This is a genomic window from Caulobacter sp. (assembly GCF_039596335.1).
In the GTDB taxonomy this organism is placed as follows: Bacteria; Pseudomonadota; Alphaproteobacteria; order Caulobacterales; family Caulobacteraceae; genus Caulobacter.
Window position 1 is genome coordinate 300,666 of the sequence record NZ_JBCNJZ010000002.1, and the last position, 16,631, is coordinate 317,296.

A 16,631-nucleotide genomic window follows, 5' to 3' on the forward strand; every position below is an offset into this window, starting at 1 on the left:
CGGGGCTGCGCGAGGGGCGCAGTCGCATGGGAACCCGGAGGGGTCAACCCGCGACACCGGCCAAACGGGGAGGCGAACCTCTCTCGTGGGCGCTATGCAACAATGTCCGTGGGCGCTATAGCTGGTGCGCGACTTATGCTCATTTTAAGCATAACCTGAAAGGCCGATCCGTTGGGTAGTCCGTCGTTCTTCTCGCCCTATCGCCACGGCTTCGTCCGGGTGGCCACCGCCGTGCCGAAGGTGAAGCTGGCCGATCCGGCCGTGAACGTCGCCAACGTGCTAGCCCTGGCCGGCCAGGCGCACGAGGCCGGCGTGGCGGTGATGGTGTTCCCGGAGCTGGGCCTGACCGGCTACACGATCGACGACCTGCTGCAGCAGGACGCCTTGCTGGACGCCGTCGAGACGGCGATCGCGACCCTGGCCCGGCAGAGTGAGAAGCTGGCCCCGATGATCGTGGTCGGCGCGCCGCTGCGCGACGGCGGGCGCCTCTACAACACCGCCGTGGCCATCCAGGGCGGCCGGGTGCTGGGCGTCGTGACCAAGAGTTTCCTGCCCAACTATCGCGAGTTCTATGAGCGCCGCTGGTTCACGCCGGGGGCGGGGGTCACCGGCAAGACCCTGAACCTGGCTGGCCAGGCCGTCCCGTTCGGGACCGACGTGCTGTTCCGAGGCGGCGGCGAGGGCGTCACGCCGTTCACGGTCGGCGTCGAGATCTGCGAGGACGTCTGGACGCCCGCGCCGCCCAGCACTGCCCAGGCCCTGGCCGGGGCCGAGATCCTGCTGAACCTGTCGGCCAGCAACATCACCATCGGCAAGTCCGAGACCCGCCGCCTGCTGTGCGCCAGCCAGTCCGAGCGCATGATCGCGGCCTATGTCTACTCAGCCGCCGGGGCGGGCGAGAGCTCGACGGACCTGGCCTGGGACGGCCATGTCGACATCCATGAGATGGGCCAGCTGCTGGCCGAGACGGAACGCTTCGCCACCGGCCCGGTCTGGACCTGCGCCGACATCGACGTCGACCGCATCCGCCAGGAGCGCATGCGGGTCGGCAGCTTCGGCGACGCCATGGCGCTGGCCCCGCCCAAGGTCCCGTTCCGCATCGTTCCGTTCGCCTTCACGCCGCCGGTCGGCGACCTGTCCCTGTGCCGCGCGGTCGAGCGCTTCCCGTTCACGCCGTCGGACCCCGCCAAGCTGCGCGAGAACTGCTACGAGGCCTACAACATCCAGGTCCAGGGCCTGGCGCGCCGGCTGGAGGCCTCGGGCCTGAAGAAGCTGGTGATCGGCATCTCAGGCGGGCTGGACTCGACCCACGCCCTGCTGGTCGCCGCCCGGGCCATGGATCAGCTGTCGCTGCCGCGCACCAACATCCTGGCCTACACCCTGCCGGGCTTCGCCACCTCGGACCACACCAAGGCCAATGCCTGGCGACTGATGGAGGCGATGGGCGTCACGGCGGCGGAACTCGACATCCGTCCGGCCGCGACCCAGATGCTGAAGGACCTGGGTCACCCGTTCGGGCGCGGCGAGCCGGTCTATGACGTGACCTTCGAGAACGTGCAGGCGGGTCTGCGCACCGACTATCTGTTCCGGTTGGCCAATCACAACGGCGCGTTGGTTGTGGGCACTGGAGACCTGTCGGAACTGGCCCTGGGCTGGTGCACCTATGGCGTCGGCGACCACATGAGCCACTACAACCCCAACTGCGGGGCGCCCAAGACCCTGATCCAGCACCTGATCCGCTTCGTGGCCCATTCGGGCGACGTCGATGCGAGCACGACGGCGCTGCTGGAGGATATCCTGGCGACCGAAATCTCGCCGGAGCTGGTGCCGGGCGAGAAGACGCAGGCCACCGAGAGCTTCGTCGGCCCCTACGCCCTGCAGGACTTCAACCTCTACTATTTCAGCCGCTACGGCATGGCCCCGTCCAAGATCGCCTTTCTGGCCTGGACCGCCTGGCACGACGCAGGCCAGGGGGGCTGGCCGGTCGGCCTGCCCAAGGACGCGCGCAAGGCCTACGATCTGCCCGAGATCAAGAAATGGCTGGAGCTGTTTCTTAAGCGCTTCTTCGCCAACCAGTTCAAGCGCTCGGCCGTGCCCAATGGTCCTAAGATCTCGTCTGGCGGCGCCCTGTCGCCGCGTGGCGACTGGCGGATGCCGTCGGACGTCACCGCAGACGCCTGGTTGGCCGAACTGCACGCCAACGTGGCGGTGTAGGGAAAACTCTTCGTTCCCGAGGCCTTTGCCTTTAAGCACCCTTCGCAATGACGCCCTATCAAGGGCGCAAAACAAAGTTGGTGGGGTTTATCTTGGCTTCGATCTATCCGGTGATCCTGTGCGGTGGCTCAGGCACGCGTCTCTGGCCGGCGTCGCGTAGCGACCAGCCCAAGCAGTTCCTGAAGCTGGTCGGCGACCGCTCGTCGTTCCAGGAAACTGTCCTTCGCGTGAAGGACATCCCCGGCGTGGCAGAAGTCGTGGTCGTCACGGGCGAGGCCATGGTCGGCTTCGTCGCCGACCAGACCGCCGAGCTGGGCGCCAAGGTCACCATCCTGGTCGAGCCCGAGGCCCGCGACAGCGCCCCGGCCGTGGCCGCCGCCGCCGCCTATGTCGAAAGCCGCGATCCGGACGGCGTCGTCCTGATGTTGGCGGCCGACCACCACATCGCCCAGCCCGAGATCTTCGGCGAGGCGGCTCTGGCCGCGTCCAAGGCCGCGCTGGAAGGTTTCATTGTCACCTTCGGCGTGCAGCCGACCGTGCCGGCCACGGGCTTTGGCTACATCCGCCCCGGCGCGCCGCTGCTGGACGGTTCGGTGCGCGAAGTCGCCGCTTTCGTCGAGAAGCCCGACCAAGCGACCGCCGAGCGCTATCTGCTGGAAGGCTATCTCTGGAACAGCGGTAACTTCGCCTTCAAGGCTGCGACCCTGATGGGCGAATTCGCCGCGTTCGAGCCGACGGTCGCCGACGCCGCCAAGGCCGTCGTGGCCCGGCTCTCGCTGCTGGACGGCCTGGGTCGCCTGGACCGCGAGGCCTTTGGTCAGGCCAAGAAGATCTCGCTCGACTATGCGGTGATGGAGCGGACCACGAAGGCCGCCGTCGTGCCGGCTGCCTTCGCCTGGTCGGACCTGGGCGCCTGGGATGCGATCTGGGAAGCCTCGACCCGCGACGACGACGGCAACGCCCAGGACGGCGACGTCGATCTGCACGGCGCTAAGGACGTTCTGGTCCGCACCACCGGTCCCTATGTCGGCGTCATCGGCGTCAGCGACATCGTGGTGGTGGCTGAGCCCGATGCGGTTCTGGTCTGCCATCGCAAGGACAGCCAGGCGGTGAAGACCCTGGTCGACGGCCTGAAGGCCAAGGGCCGTTCGATCGCTTCGCGCAAGAGCGCCTCGCCGAACGGGATCGAGACCCTGGTCTCGACCGAAGGCTTCGACGTCGAACTGCGCCGCGCCCCGGCTGGCGAGACGATCGTGCTGCCGGCCTCGACCGTGCAACTGCTGGAAGGCGGTCTCGAACTGGACGGCGGCGTCTATGCCGCCGGCGCGGTTATTCCGCTGACCGGCGAAGGGCGCGGCCGGGCCATCGGCGCGGCCACGCTGCTGGTCACTCGGCCGCGCTGACCACCCGGTCCAGCTCGGCGATCGCCAGGACGATATGGTAGAAGGAGCTGGCCGGCGCCGGCTCCTCCACGAAGGTCTCGTCGGGCTGGTACTTGTCGCGCCACAGGCCGGGCACCGGCGTACGCAGATAGGCCAATAGGCCCTCGGCGGCCGCGGCCGCCATGTCCCAATACTTGCTGTCGCCGATGATCTCGGCGGCCAGGGCCGCGGCCTTGATCCGCTCGGTCTGCGGCCACAGGCGGGCGTTGTCGTCGTGGACCGAGAGGTCGTCCAGCAGGGCGTTGATGGCCACCCCGCGCGCCGGATCCGTACCGTGGGCCTCGGCCGTGTCAATCATCTTCAACGCCGCCACCGTGGCGTCGGCGCGGTGGGTCAATTGGCCCCAGCGCAGCAGCAGCCAGCCCCATTCGAACTGGTGTCCCGGCTCGCAGATCCGGCCCTCGACGCCCGGGGCGGGGTTCCAGTCCAGGTCGAAAAACTCGCGGATCTGGCCGCTTTCGGCGTGGATGAACTTGTCCAAGGCCAGCTGGGCGATCTCGTCGGCCAGGGCGCGCCAGACCGGATCCTCGTCGATGGCGGTCCAGGCCAGCATGGCCTCGAACAGGTGCATGTGCGGATTGGACTGCAGCGGCGCGGTCGGCGGGTTGGTCTGGTGGAAGCCGGCGACCGGGTGCTTGCGCTCGGCGAACAGCTTGTCGCGCACCTGGACGGCGATGGCGCGGACCGCTTCGGCGCGTTCGGGGATGGCCTTGGCGACGGCGGCCAGGGCGAACAGCGCGAAGGCCTGGTCATAGAGGTCGGCGGTCTCGTCCAGGCTTTCGCCGTTCGGGCCGACCAGGGTGCGGAACAGGCCGTCCGGCCGGCGATAGGTCGAGAGATAGTAAGACAGACCGTGCTCGACCGCGTCGCGCCAGGGCCCGGTCCAGCCCAGCTGGCCGGCGATGGCGAACGAGAAGATCTGCCGCGGCAGCACGCGGCCGCGCCGTGGGCCATCGACCGGCTCGCCTTCCAGATCCAGCTTCTCGAAGAAGCCGCCCTTGCCGTGATCAGCCCCGACGGTCCACCATAGCGGATAGGCTGCGCCCGTCGCCCAGGTCCTCAGGCGGTCGCGCAGATAGGCGGCGTCGGCGAAATTGGTCATACGAAGCTCCAGTCGCCGCCTTTCTAGGCGAGGTTGTGTGACGTCGCCAAGACCGTGGCATGGTCTTTCGACGGCAAGCGGAGTAGTGCTCGCGCCATGACCGATTTGCTCCCGCTGAAGGCCGTGTTCCTGGATCGGGACGGCGTGCTGAACATCGACCATGGCTATGTCCACGACCCGGCGCGGCTGGAGTGGATCGAGGGCGCCCGCGAGGCGGTGGCGGCGATGACCAAGGCCGGCCTGAAGGTGCTGGTGGTCACCAACCAGTCGGGCATTGGCCGGGGCTATTTCGACGAGTTCGCGCTGGAGCGCTTCCACGCCGCCATGCAGGATCAGCTGGGCGAGGTCGGCGGGCGGGTCGACGCCTTCTACCACTGCCCGTTCCACGAGCTGGCGGCGGTCGAGCAGTACCGTGTCGCCGACCACCCCGACCGCAAGCCCAATCCCGGCATGGTCCTGCGCGGTCTGGCTGACTGGAACCTCGCGCCGGAAGAGGTCGTGATCATCGGCGACCGCCACATCGACGTGGAGGCGGGCAACCGCGCCGGCATGCCGGGCTATCTGTTCAAGGGCGGCAACCTGCGGGCCTTCGTCGCCCAGGTGCTGGGCGAACGGGTTCCGGCTCTTAAATGAAGATCCTGCAGTTCGGCCAGACGGGCCAGGTCGCCACCGTCGTCCAGGCCGCCGCGAAGGTCGGAGGCGTCGAGGTGGCCGCCCTGTCCCGCGCCGACTGCGATCTCGAAAATCCCCAGGCGATCCGCGCCGCGATCCTGGCCGCTGACTGTGGCCTGGTCCTCAACACCGCCGCCTTCACCCATGTCGATCCTGCTGAGGCGCGGCCCGACGAAGCCTTTGCCGTCAATGCGATCGCGCCGGGGGTGATGGCGCAGACCTGCGCCGCGCGCGGCTTGCCGTTCGTGCATCTGTCGACCGATGCGGTGTTCGACGGCCTGACCGATCGCGCCTATGTCGAGACCGACGCGGCCCGGCCGATTAATGTCTATGGCCACTCCAAGCTGGCTGGTGAGCAGGCGGTGCTGGCCCATCCCCGCACCGTGGTGCTGCGGATTTCGTGGGTGTTCTCCCGCTACGGCCGTAACTACGTCAGCTTCATGCTGCGCCTGGCCCGCGAGCGCGAGGTTCTGAAGGTGGTCGCCGACCAGTTCGGTACGCCGACCGACGGCGAGGCCCTGGCGGGGTTTCTTTTGGCGGCTGCTCCCCGCTGGGTCGTCGCGCCGGCCGAGGATCCGGCGTTCGGCCTGTTCCACTTCGCCAATGCCGGCGAGGCCAGCCGCTTCGAGTTCGCCCAGGCCGCCATCGATCGCGATCCCCGCAGTCGCGCTCGCCTTGAGCCCACCACCCAGGCCGCTTTCGCCGAGCCGGCCCCGCGTCCGCCGCGCACGCCGCTGGACACGGGCAAGCTGCGGGCCGTGTTCGGCGTCACGCCTGAGCCCTGGCGCCCAGCGGTCGAGCGGACGGCGGATCGTCTTATATCGCTGGTATGACGACCCTGGCCTAACACCGCTGGCCGGGCTAAACCCGACGGAACCTTCGTTAGAAAGACAGAGCGCGAGCGACCATGCAGATCTTCCTCGACAGCACCGACACCAAGGTCATCGCCGACCTCAATTCAACCGGCCTGATCGACGGCGTCACCACCAATCCGACCCTGATCGCCAAGTCGGGCCGCCCGATGCTCGAGGTGATCGCCGAGATCTGCGACATCTGCCCGGGTCCGATCAGCGCCGAGGTGGCCGCCACCACGGCCGACGCCATGATCGCCGAGGGCAAGAAGCTGGCCGCCATCGCCCCTAACGTGGTGGTGAAGATCCCGCTGACCCGCGACGGCCTGATCGCCTGCGCCGCTTTCGCCGATGAAGAGATCAAGACCAACGTCACCCTGTGCTTCTCGCCGACCCAGGCCCTGCTGGCCGCCAAAGCCGGCGCGACCTTCGTCTCGCCGTTCATCGGCCGCCTGGACGACTACGGCTTCGACGGCATGGACCTGATCCGCGACATCCGCACGATCTATGACAACTTCGGCTACGAGACCGAGATCCTGGCCGCCTCGGTGCGCAACGCCGCCCATGTCAAGGAAGCCGCGATCACCGGCGCCGACGTCGTCACCATCCCGCCGGCGGTGTTCAGCGACCTCTACAAGCACCCGCTGACCGACAAGGGCCTGGAACAGTTCCTGAAGGACTGGGCCTCGACCGGCCAATCCATCCTGTAACGGACTTTTCGCCAGCTGGGCGGGCGTTCCGCGCCCGTCCGGACTGGAGTCAAGTGATCAAAGTTTATTTTGCAGTGGCGAAGCTGGTTCGCAAACGCGAGTTGGCGCGTTAGGGTGGTCCGTCCACAGAGGGGGCCACCTGCATGGCTACCACGACCGCCGAGACCGAAGTGCGCCTGGCTGGCCCTGAAGAGGCCGACCGCTTTTCGCGATTCCTGCACGGTTTTCTCTCGGCCAACGACTTCCCGTTCGTCATCGTCCACGACAATCCCGAGCTGCTGGGTCAGCAGCGCAAGGTGGTGTTCGAGGACGTCTGCCTCAGCCGCAAGTTCGCCCGCGAATGGATCCGCCTGCGCCGGACCGCCGGGGCTGCCTGAGCGCGTTAGGCGAAAGTGTCCGCGGTTTCGCCGCCAGACGCGCGGCGACAAGGGCGCCGCTTTTGTTTTTCCTCGAATGGCGCCTACCTAGGGTGAGATCGTTTCACCTCCGCTAGGAGACGCGCCATGAACGACCCCGAAAACGGCCTTATGCCGATCGCCGGTTCCGCCCTTGATCTGATCGGGCGCACGCCGATGATCGAGGTCAAGCACCTGGACACCGGCCCGTGCCGGCTGTTCCTCAAGCTGGAAAACCAGAACCCCGGCGGCTCGATCAAGGACCGCGTCGCCCGCGCCATGATCGCCGCGGCCGAGGCCGACGGCCGGCTCAAGCCCGGCGGCACGATTATCGAGGCCACCGCCGGCAATACCGGTTTGGGCTTGGCCCAGGTCGCCACCCTGAAGGGCTACAAGCTGATCCTGGTGGTCCCCGACAAGATGGCGCGGGAGAAGATCCTGCACCTGCGGGCCATGGGCGTGGACGTGCGCCTGACCCGCAGCGACGTCGGCAAGGGCCATCCCGAATACTACCAGGACATGGCCCAGAGCCTGGCCCAGTCGATCCCGGGCGCGCTCTATGCCAACCAGTTCGAGAACCCGGCCAACCCCTACGCGCACGAGACCACGACGGGCCCGGAAATCCTGTCCCAGATGGGCGGTGACATCGACGCCATCGTCGTCGGCGTCGGCTCGGGCGGCACCCTGACCGGCATCGGCCGCTACATGCAGGCCCACTCGCCGAAGACCAGGATGGTGCTGGCCGACCCCGAGGGCTCGATCCTGCGCGACTATGTCGAGACCGGGACGTTCGGCGAGGCCGGCAGCTGGATCGTCGAGGGCATCGGCGAGGACTTCATCCCGGCCAACGCCCAGATGGATCTCGTCTCCAAGGCCTATTCGATCAGCGACCGCGAGAGCGTCGAGACCGCCCGCACCCTGCTGCGGAAGGAAGGCATCCTGGCCGGCTCGTCCTCGGGCTGCCTGCTGGCCGCGGCCCTGCGCTATTGCCGCGAGCAGACGGAAGCCAAGCGGGTCGTGACCCTGGTCTGCGACACCGGCTCGAAATACCTGACCAAGATGTTCAACGACCTGTGGCTGGCGGCGCACGGCTTCGACGACCGCGAACTGCACGGCGATCTGCGCGACCTGATCGCCAAGCGCTATGCCGACGGCGGGGTGGTGGCGATCGGCCCCGACGACACGCTGATGACCGCCTATAACCGCATGCGCTCGTCCGACATCAGCCAACTGCCGGTGGTCGACCACGGCCGCCTGGTCGGCATCCTCGACGAGAGCGACATCCTGGCCGCCGTCGAGGACGACGATCGCGACCTGCGCTTCAAGACCCCGGTCGGCCAGGCCATGACCCGCGAGGTCCGCACCCTGCAGGCCCACCAGGGCGTCGACACCCTGCCCGACGTCTTCGACCGCGACGAGGTGGCGCTGGTGGTGGACGGCGAGGAATTCCTGGGGGTGATTACCCGCGTGGACCTGATCAATCATTTGCGGATGAGCGCGTGAGCGCTCTTAAGGCCAAGGACCCTTCATGACCGACATCCCCGGCAAGAACCGTCTGGACTTCGCCACCCGCACCATCCACGGCGGCCAGTCTCCGGACCCGACCACCGGCGCCGTGATGGTGCCGATCTACGCGACCTCGACCTACGCCCAATCGAGCCCCGGGGAGCACAAGGGCTTCGAATATAGCCGCAGCCACAACCCGACGCGGTTCGCCTTTGAGCGCAGCATCGCCGACCTGGAGAGCGGCACGGCCGGCTTTGCCTTCGCCTCGGGCCTGGCGGCGGCCTCGACGATCCTGGAGACACTGGACAGTGGCGCCCACGTCATCGCCAGCGACGACCTTTATGGCGGTTCATTCCGGCTGTTCGACAAGGTGCGCAAGCGCTCGGCGGGCCTGACCTTCAGCTTTGTCGACATGGCCGACCTCTCGACCATCGAGGCGGCGATCACCCCGGCCACCAGGATGATCTGGGTCGAGACCCCGACCAATCCGATGCTGCGGCTGGCGGATCTGGCCGCCATCGCCGCGCTCGCGAAAAAGCACGGCCTGGTCACCGTCGCCGACAACACCTTCGCCAGCCCCTATGTCCAGCGGCCGCTGGAGCTGGGCTTCGACATCGTCATGCACTCGGCGACCAAGTACCTGAACGGCCACTCCGACGTGGTCGCGGGCGTGGCGGTGGTCGGCGATAATTCCGCTTTGGCCGAACAGATGAAGTTCCTGCAGAACGCGGTCGGCGCGGTGCTGGGACCGTTCGACAGCTTCCTGGCCCTGCGCGGGGTAAAGACCCTAGCCCTGCGGATGCAGCGGGCCTGCGACAGCGCCCTGGAGATCGCCCGCTGGCTGGAGGCTCATCCGGCCATCGAGCGGGTGATCTATCCGGGCCTTGAGAGGCATCCGCAACACGACCTGGCCAAGCGCCAGATGCTGAACGGCTTCGGCGGCATCATCTCGGTCGACATCAAGGGCGGCCTGGCGCCGGCGCGCGCGATGCTGGAGCGCACGCGCCTCTTCACGCTGGCGGAAAGCCTGGGCGGGGTCGAGAGCCTGATCGAGCATCCGGCGATCATGACCCACGCCTCGATCCCGGCCGATCAGCGCGCGGCGCTGGGAATCTCCGACGGCCTCATTCGGCTTTCGGTGGGGATTGAGTCTTGCCGGGATCTGATTTCCGACCTCGACGCGGCCTTGGCAGCTTGAACATCAGATGATGTTCTCCTTCGCCAGGCATGGCGGGGGAGGGATCCTTGGCGTTGGTCGGTCGCGGCGGGGGCAGGTCCTCGCGCGCCGGATCCTCGGCCAGCAGGTGGGCGGTCAGCATCAGGTCGGTCTTGACCGATCCGAAGTCGGCCGCCGCCGTCCACACGCGGATGGCGGCCTGGGCGAAGACCTCCGACAGGTCGGTGACCTCGATCATCGGCGCGGGGTCCTTGCGGATGCGCGGATCGTTCTCGGCGCGCTCGCGCATGCGCTTGAGCACCGGCACGAGGTCAGTCTTCAGCGGGACCTTAAACAGCACGTCCACGCGCCGGGTGCGGTGGGTCGAGTAGTTGAGGATGACGTCGCCGAACACCTTGCTGTTGGGGATCATCACCTTGACGTTGTCGGGCGTGGCGATCTCGGTGAATAGCAGGTCCAGCGACTTGACCGTGCCCTGACGCGTGGCCGTCTCAATGACGTCGCCGACGCGATAGGGGCGAAACAGCAGGATCATCACCCCGGCCGCCACGTTCGACAGCGCGCCCTGCAAGGCCAGGCCGATAGCCAGTGAGGCCGCGCCCAGCACCGCAATGATCGAGGTCGCCTGCACGCCCAACTGCTGCAGCACCGCCACCAGGCCGATGGCGATGATGGCGTAGCGGGCCAGGGACGAGGCGAAGCTTTCCAGCGTCTGGTCGGGATTGTTCCGATGCACGCGGTTCAGCGTCCGGCGCATGAACTTCGACGCCCAACCGGCGATCCAGAAGGTCACCACCAGGATCAGGGCGGCGACGCACAGGTTCACCGCCACCTTGCCCAGCCAGTCCAGGAAATGGCCCAGCATGGTCTCATCGGCGCGAAGATTGGCGATCGCCGGCAGGGAGGCGTCCTCCGGGATGATGCTCGGTTTGGCTTTCATGAAGGTCTCGATAAGCGCCCCCGCGCTCCCGGGTCAACGAAAGCGCGACCGGAACCGTTCCGATGTCTCTTGAGGTGGAAACAGTCGGTTACACCATTTGGCTCGAAATCGCCGCGAACGGGTCCTAGAGAGCGCGCCATGAGCATGCCCTTCATCGACCTCGCCGCGCAGCAGCGCCGGATCCGCGACAAGATCGACGCCGCGATCGCCAAGGTGCTGGACAGCGGCGCCTATGTGATGGGCCCGCAGGTCCGCGAGTTCGAGGCCAAGCTGGCCGAATTCGGTCAAGCCAAGCTCGCTTTGTCCTGCGCCAACGGCACTGACGCCATCGCCCTGCCGCTGATGGCCTGGGGCGTGGGCAAGGGCGACGCGGTGTTCTGCCCGTCCTTCACCTTCGCGGCGACGCCGGAAGTCGTGCCGTGGGTCGACGCCACCCCGGTGTTCGTCGATGTGCTGAAGGACACCTTCAATATCGACCCCGCCAAGCTGGAAGCGGCCATCGCCGGCGTGAAGGCCGAGGGCAAGCTGACCCCGAAGGTGGTCATCGCCGTCGACCTGTTCGGCCAGCCCGCCGACTATCCGGCCATCAAGGCCATCTGCGACCGCGAAGGCCTGAAGCTGATCGCCGACAGCGCCCAGGGCTTCGGCTGCACGCTGAACGGCAAGCATCCGCTGCACTGGGCTGACGTGGCCACCACCAGCTTCTTCCCGGCCAAGCCGCTAGGCTGCTACGGCGACGGCGGGGCGGTGCTGACCAATGATCCGGTGCTTTGGGACCTGATGGACAGCTACCGCGTCCATGGCAAGGCGGTGGGGCCGGATCTCGAGGGCAAGACCTTCGACCACGACCCCAAGTATCTGAACACCCGCATCGGCATGAACTCGCGCCTCGACACCATCCAGGCCGCGATCCTGATCGAGAAGCTAGCGATCTTCGCCGAGGAGATCGCGCTGCGTCAGTCTGTGGCCGACCGCTACGCTAAGGGCCTGAATGGCGCGGTGCTGGCGACCCCGGGCGTCATCGACGGCGGCGTGTCGGTCTGGGCGCAGTACGTGATCGAGCACCAGGATCGCGACGGTCTGGCCGCGCACCTGAAGGCCCAGGGCATCCCGACGGCGGTCTACTATCCCGTCCCGATGCACGTGCAGGCGCCCTACGCGAACTTCCCGCGTGGCGCCGGCGGCCTGCCGGTGACGGAAGCGAAGTCCGAGACCGTGCTGGCCCTGCCGATGCACCCCTATTTGGCCGAGGCCGACCAGCAGAAGATCATCGACGCGATCCGCGCCTTCGGCTCTTAAGCCGCCGCGAGACGGCGGCGGCGCAGCAGGTTCACCGCCTGCAGCGTTGTCGCCGTCGCGGTCAAGGTCACGGCCATCGTGCAGACGCCGGTCCAGCCGGCGGACTTCCACAACATCACCGCGACAGCCGAGCCGGCTGCGCCGCCCACGAACATGCCGCCCATGAAGACGGTGTTCAGCCGCGCGCGGGCCTCGGGCCGCAGAGCGTAGACGATGTGCTGGTTGGAGACGAGGACGCTCTGGATCGCGAAGTCCAGCAGGATCACCCCGACCACCAGGCCGGCCACGCCAGGCCAGAACCCCAGGATCAGCCACGACACCAGGGTCAGGGCCGCGCCGGCCACGATGATTGGCCGCGGGCCGCGCTTGTCGGCGATGCGGCCGGCCAGGGGCGCGGCCAGGATGCCGACGGCGCCGATCACCCCGAACAGGCCGGCGATGTCCGAGCCCAGATGATAGCTCTGCAGATGAAGGGCCAGGATGGTCCAGAATGCGGTGAAGGTGGCGAACAGCAGGGCCTGGGTGACGACGGCCAGGCGCAGCGAGCCGAACTCGCTCCACAGCCGTCCCAGCGAGATCATCAGGGTGACATAGGAGAGGCCGCCAGCGGGATGGCTGCGTGGCAGCTTCGCGTACATCCAGCCGCCGACCGCCAGAACCACGGGCGCAGCCAGCCAGAACATCGCCCGCCAGCCGGCGTGGGCGGCGACGAAGCCGGCCAAGGTCCGCGACAGCAGGATGCCGCACAGCAGACCGGCCATCACGGTCCCCACCGTCGCGCCGCGCTTCTCTGGGGAGGCCAGGTGGGCGGCGAACGGCACGATCTGCTGGGCCACCGTCGCCGCCGCGCCCAAGAGCAGCGAGGCGAAGATCATCAATCCCGGCGTCGGGGCCAGGGCGGTGGCGACCAGGGCCAGGGCCAAGGCCAGGAACTGGAAGGCGATCAGCTTGCGCCGCTCGATCAAGTCGCCCAGCGGCACCAGCAGGAAGAGACCGGCGGCGTAGCCGGCCTGGGTCGCGGTCGGGATCAGCGCCGTGGCCTCGCCCGGCATGTCGCGCAGCATCAGCCCCAGCGTCGGCTGGCTGTAGTAGATGTTGGCGACGGCGATCCCGGTGGCGGCGGCCATGGCCAGGGTCAGGCCCCGGCTCAGGACGCCGGGTTGGGAAGCTTGGGTCATTGCGGCGGCTATATAGGCCTTTCCGCCCATAATGCGATGGCCCGGCGTTGGCTTGATCAACGACAAGCCCTATATCGCCCCTCGTTGCGTCTCGCCGGACCGGGGCGTCGGCCGCAAGAAAATCCGGGAAAAGCCATGTCTGACATAGCGCCTTCGCCGCATCCCGGCATGGGCTTCAAGCAGTTCGTCGCCTTGATCGCGGCGATGATGGCGACCAACGCCCTGGCCATCGACTCCATGCTGCCGGCCCTGCCCAATATCGGCGAGCACTTAGGCATGGCCAACGAGAACGCCCGTCAGTGGGTGATCACTTCGTACCTGTTGGGCTTTGGCGTCGCCCAGCTGGTCTACGGCTCGCTGGCCGACCGCTATGGCCGCAGGCCGGTGATCCTGGGCGGCCTGGCGGTCTATACGATCTTCGCCACCCTGTGCGCCTTCGCCACCACCTTCGACATGCTGCTGCTGGCCCGCTTCCTGTGCGGCCTGGGCGCGGCCTCGACGCGGGTGCTGACGGTGTCGATCGTCCGCGACTGCTATGCCGGCCGCCGGATGGCGCAGGTGATGTCGCTGGTGTTCATCGTCTTCCTGTCCGTGCCGATCTTGGCGCCGTCGGTGGGCCAGGCGGTGATGCTGTTCGCCTCGTGGCGCTGGATCTTCGGCGTGCTGGCGATCTTCGGCCTGGTCGTCATGGCCTGGACCTTCTTCAAGCTGCCCGAGACTCAGCATCCGGAAGACCGCATTCCGATCTCGGTCCGGGGCATCGGCTCGGCCTTCAAGGTGGCCCTGACCGACCGCGTGGCCATGGGCTACACGATCGCCTCGGCCCTGGTGCTGTCGGGCCTGTTCGGCTTCCTCAATTCGGCCCAGCAGGTGTTCGACCAGGTGCTGCACGCCGCCGACATCTTCCCGCTGGTCTTCGCGGCCATCGCCGGGACCATGGCCGTCTCGTCGCTGCTGAATGCGCGGATCGTCGAGAAGCTGGGCATGCGCAAGGTCTCGCACTGGGCGCTGATCGGCTTCATCGGCTTTGCCGGGACCCACGCCGTCATCGCCATGACCGACCATGAGACCCTCTGGACCTTCGCGATCATGCAGGCCGGGATGATGTTCTGCTTCGGTGTGGTGATGTCCAACTTCGGGGCCATCGCCATGGAGCCGCTGGGCCACGTGGCCGGCGCCGCCGCCTCGGTCCAGGGCTTCATCACCACCATTGGCGGGGCTACGGCCGGGTTCGTGATCGGCCAGAGCTTCAACGGCACGGTGGTGCCGCTGACCCTGGGCTTTGCGGGCTTTGGCCTGCTGGGTCTGCTGACGGTGTTGGTGACGGAGAAGGGCCGGCTGTTCCAGACCGGCCATGCCGCCTCGGCGGGGTCAGCCGCGCACTAGTCAGGCCTGGGTCTTCGTCCCCGCGCGGTCCAGCGCCGCGTAGAGGGCGCGGATGTCGAGCGGCTTAGCCAGCCAGTCGGTCATGCCCGCCTCGCGACAGGCCCGGACCTCGTCCTCGGCCACCCCGGCGCTGAAGCCGATGACCGGGATATGCTGGTTGGGACCGCCCCCCGCCCGCAGGCGGCGGGTGGCCTCGCGGCCGTCCATGCCCGGCATGTTGACGTCCATCAGCACCACGTCGAAGGGCTCGGCTTCCAGGCGCTTGAGGGCTTCCAGGCCATCGGTGGCGGTGGTCAGGCGCACGCCCAGCGGCTCCAGCACCAGGGCCAGCGTCCGGCGGTTCACCTCGTGATCGTCGGCGGCCAGGATCCGCATCGCGCCGATGTCGGGGGCGGTGGTCTCCAGGATCTCGGCCCGACGGGGGGCTGTGTCCTCGTGGCCGGCGGGTAGCGTCAGGGTCAGGCGGAAGATCGCCCCGCGCTCGGCGCCGGGCCGGGCGTCCAGCTCGCCGCCCATCAGCCGCGCCAGCTGGCGGCTCACGGCCAGACCCAGGTCCGTGCCGCCATAGGTCCGCGCCGTCTCCTGGGAGGCCTGGGTATAGGGCGTGAAGAGCCGGTTCATGACGTCGGTGGCGATGCCGGGGCCATTGTCCTGCACCTCGATCTCGACCCGCACCTGGTCGCCCTCTACCGGCGTGGTCGTCAGAGCCAGGGCGATGACGCCTTCTTCCGTGAACTTCACCGCGTTGGACAGCAGGTTGTTGAGGATCTGGCGCAGGCGGAAGGGGTCGCCGCGCACCCAGGCCGAGGGCTGCTCGCCAGGCGGCTCGCGCAGGATCAGGCCCTTGGCCTTGGCGTTGGCGCCCCAGAAGCGGGTGGCGTCGCGGATCGCCCCCAGCACGTCGAAGTCGCGGTCCTCCAGGCTCATGGCGCGGGCCTCGATCTTGGCCTGGTCCAGCATGTCGGTCAGCAGGCCGGTCATCAGGTGGCCGGCGTCGATGATCAGGTCGGCGGTGGCGTAGGTCTGGGTCGGGGTGGCGCCGGCGCGGATCAGGTGGGCGCCGGCCTGGATCGCCGACAGCGGGGTGCGCAGTTCGTGCGAGACGATGGCGGCCATGGCGGTGCGGTCCGACAGGGCTTCCTCGGTCTGGATGCGGCGGCGGTCGGCCTCTTCGCGGGCGGCGACCACGGCGCGGCGGTCGTTGTGCATCCGGCCCCAGATCGTGTGCAGGGCCAGCAGGAAGAAGGCCACGCAGACGGCCAGCACCGCGACCTGCTCCTGCGCCGAATGCCAGGCCAGGACGGGCATGGCGATCATGGCGGCCGCATAGGGGGCCGCGCCGAGATAGAACAGGGGGCGGCTGTCGACGCCCGAGCCGACATTGTTCAGCGCCCCGCCGACCAGCACCATCAGGGCCAGGGCCATCAGCGCCGGCTGGCCGTTGCGCCAGAAGATCAGCACCACTCCGGCATGGACGGCGGCCATGGTGACCATGGCCAGCAGCATGAAGACGACCCGCGCCTCCAGGTGGCGGGTCGGGAAGCGGCCCTTGGCGAACGGCCGGACGGCGACGAATTCCAGCAGCTGCACCGACAGGCTGACGGCCACCCACGGGGCGATCAGGTCGGGACGGCCGATCAGGCTAAAGGCCCAGGACAGCAGCACGGTCAGGCCGACGCGGGAATAGACCTGCCGGTAGCGTTCGTTGGCGTTGACGGCCAGATGCGGCGTCAGGGACGCAAGGAACGAAGACATGGCG

The 16,631-nt window shown here is 68.0% G+C and carries 14 protein-coding genes; 10 read left to right on the forward strand and 4 right to left on the reverse strand.

Translation table 11 applies throughout. The features are described 5' to 3' along the window. Positions 1-171 precede the first annotated feature (171 nt). Positions 172-2,214, forward strand: a complete 2,043-nt coding sequence (locus ABDW31_RS05525; protein ID WP_184715310.1) for an NAD(+) synthase — start codon at positions 172-174, stop codon at positions 2,212-2,214. 92 nt (positions 2,215-2,306) lie between these two features. Beyond that, the gene (locus ABDW31_RS05530) at positions 2,307-3,617 is read left to right on the forward strand and encodes a mannose-1-phosphate guanylyltransferase (protein ID WP_184715312.1); all 1,311 of its coding nucleotides are present in this window, start codon (positions 2,307-2,309) and stop codon (positions 3,615-3,617) included. Here ABDW31_RS05530 and ABDW31_RS05535 read toward each other — a convergent pair. Then, entirely contained in the window at positions 3,601-4,758 is a 1,158-nt protein-coding gene (locus tag ABDW31_RS05535; protein WP_184715314.1) for an AGE family epimerase/isomerase, read from the reverse strand. The two genes, ABDW31_RS05530 and ABDW31_RS05535, sit on opposite strands and share 17 nt — an antisense overlap. Positions 4,759-4,854: 96 nt before the next feature. Between ABDW31_RS05535 and ABDW31_RS05540 the strand changes: the two genes are divergently transcribed. The 6 genes from ABDW31_RS05540 to ABDW31_RS05565 all read left to right on the forward strand — a co-directional run bounded on the left by ABDW31_RS05540 (position 4,855) and on the right by ABDW31_RS05565 (position 10,090). Further along, positions 4,855-5,391 carry an HAD family hydrolase gene (locus ABDW31_RS05540; RefSeq protein WP_343698423.1) on the forward strand — a complete coding sequence of 179 codons (537 nt, stop codon included), beginning with the start codon at positions 4,855-4,857 and terminating at the stop codon, positions 5,389-5,391. After that, the gene (gene rfbD / locus ABDW31_RS05545; RefSeq protein ID WP_184715318.1) at positions 5,388-6,263 is read left to right on the forward strand and encodes a dTDP-4-dehydrorhamnose reductase; all 876 of its coding nucleotides are present in this window, start codon (positions 5,388-5,390) and stop codon (positions 6,261-6,263) included. The genes ABDW31_RS05540 and rfbD overlap by 4 nt, the downstream gene beginning before the upstream one ends. A gap of 74 nt (positions 6,264-6,337) precedes the next feature. After that, positions 6,338-6,991, forward strand: coding sequence for a fructose-6-phosphate aldolase (fsa, locus tag ABDW31_RS05550; RefSeq protein WP_184715320.1), 654 nt, complete (start codon positions 6,338-6,340; stop codon positions 6,989-6,991). A 143-nt stretch (positions 6,992-7,134) separates the two neighbouring features. Next, a complete protein-coding gene (locus ABDW31_RS05555; protein ID WP_184715322.1) occupies positions 7,135-7,368 on the forward strand; it encodes a hypothetical protein in 234 nt (77 codons plus the stop codon). Positions 7,369-7,494: 126 nt separating this feature from the next. Beyond that, positions 7,495-8,889: a cystathionine beta-synthase gene (locus tag ABDW31_RS05560; protein WP_184715324.1), complete on the forward strand. Its 1,395-nt coding sequence runs from the start codon at positions 7,495-7,497 to the stop codon at positions 8,887-8,889. Positions 8,890-8,914: 25 nt separating this feature from the next. Beyond that, positions 8,915-10,090: a PLP-dependent aspartate aminotransferase family protein gene (locus tag ABDW31_RS05565; protein ID WP_184715326.1), complete on the forward strand. Its 1,176-nt coding sequence runs from the start codon at positions 8,915-8,917 to the stop codon at positions 10,088-10,090. Here ABDW31_RS05565 and ABDW31_RS05570 read toward each other — a convergent pair. Beyond that, positions 10,017-11,009 carry a mechanosensitive ion channel family protein gene (locus ABDW31_RS05570; RefSeq protein WP_184715328.1) on the reverse strand — a complete coding sequence of 331 codons (993 nt, stop codon included), beginning with the start codon at positions 11,007-11,009 and terminating at the stop codon, positions 10,017-10,019. The genes ABDW31_RS05565 and ABDW31_RS05570 overlap by 74 nt on opposite strands. Positions 11,010-11,147: 138 nt before the next feature. Between ABDW31_RS05570 and ABDW31_RS05575 the strand changes: the two genes are divergently transcribed. Then, on the forward strand, positions 11,148-12,308 hold the full coding sequence (locus ABDW31_RS05575; protein WP_184715330.1) for a DegT/DnrJ/EryC1/StrS aminotransferase family protein: 1,161 nt from the start codon (positions 11,148-11,150) through the stop codon (positions 12,306-12,308). Here ABDW31_RS05575 and ABDW31_RS05580 read toward each other — a convergent pair. After that, a complete protein-coding gene (locus ABDW31_RS05580; protein WP_184715332.1) occupies positions 12,305-13,486 on the reverse strand; it encodes an MFS transporter in 1,182 nt (393 codons plus the stop codon). The two genes, ABDW31_RS05575 and ABDW31_RS05580, sit on opposite strands and share 4 nt — an antisense overlap. Before the next feature lie 135 nt (positions 13,487-13,621). On the opposite strand from ABDW31_RS05580, the gene ABDW31_RS05585 reads away from it, so the two are divergent. Next, positions 13,622-14,872, forward strand: a complete 1,251-nt coding sequence (locus ABDW31_RS05585) for a multidrug effflux MFS transporter (RefSeq protein ID WP_343698424.1) — start codon at positions 13,622-13,624, stop codon at positions 14,870-14,872. Here the strand turns inward: ABDW31_RS05585 and ABDW31_RS05590 are convergent, their stop codons facing one another. Continuing rightward, positions 14,873-16,627, reverse strand: coding sequence for an ATP-binding protein (locus tag ABDW31_RS05590; RefSeq protein ID WP_343698425.1), 1,755 nt, complete (start codon positions 16,625-16,627; stop codon positions 14,873-14,875). Positions 16,628-16,631 lie beyond the last annotated feature (4 nt).

Excerpts from the sequence above, each read along its gene's own strand:
- fsa (WP_184715320.1), top strand. The coding sequence starts at position 6,338 with ATGCAGATCTTCCTCGACAGCACCGACACCAAGGTCATCGCCGACCTC.
- ABDW31_RS05590 (WP_343698425.1), bottom strand. The coding sequence starts at position 16,627 with ATGTCTTCGTTCCTTGCGTCCCTGACGCCGCATCTGGCCGTCAACGCC.
- ABDW31_RS05570 (WP_184715328.1), bottom strand. The coding sequence starts at position 11,009 with ATGAAAGCCAAACCGAGCATCATCCCGGAGGACGCCTCCCTGCCGGCG.
- ABDW31_RS05585 (WP_343698424.1), top strand. The coding sequence starts at position 13,622 with ATGTCTGACATAGCGCCTTCGCCGCATCCCGGCATGGGCTTCAAGCAG.
- rfbD (WP_184715318.1), top strand. The coding sequence starts at position 5,388 with ATGAAGATCCTGCAGTTCGGCCAGACGGGCCAGGTCGCCACCGTCGTC.
- ABDW31_RS05575 (WP_184715330.1), top strand. The coding sequence starts at position 11,148 with ATGAGCATGCCCTTCATCGACCTCGCCGCGCAGCAGCGCCGGATCCGC.
- ABDW31_RS05535 (WP_184715314.1), bottom strand. The coding sequence starts at position 4,758 with ATGACCAATTTCGCCGACGCCGCCTATCTGCGCGACCGCCTGAGGACC.
- ABDW31_RS05560 (WP_184715324.1), top strand. The coding sequence starts at position 7,495 with ATGAACGACCCCGAAAACGGCCTTATGCCGATCGCCGGTTCCGCCCTT.
- ABDW31_RS05555 (WP_184715322.1), top strand. The coding sequence starts at position 7,135 with ATGGCTACCACGACCGCCGAGACCGAAGTGCGCCTGGCTGGCCCTGAA.
- ABDW31_RS05540 (WP_343698423.1), top strand. The coding sequence starts at position 4,855 with ATGACCGATTTGCTCCCGCTGAAGGCCGTGTTCCTGGATCGGGACGGC.
- ABDW31_RS05565 (WP_184715326.1), top strand. The coding sequence starts at position 8,915 with ATGACCGACATCCCCGGCAAGAACCGTCTGGACTTCGCCACCCGCACC.
- ABDW31_RS05580 (WP_184715332.1), bottom strand. The coding sequence starts at position 13,486 with ATGACCCAAGCTTCCCAACCCGGCGTCCTGAGCCGGGGCCTGACCCTG.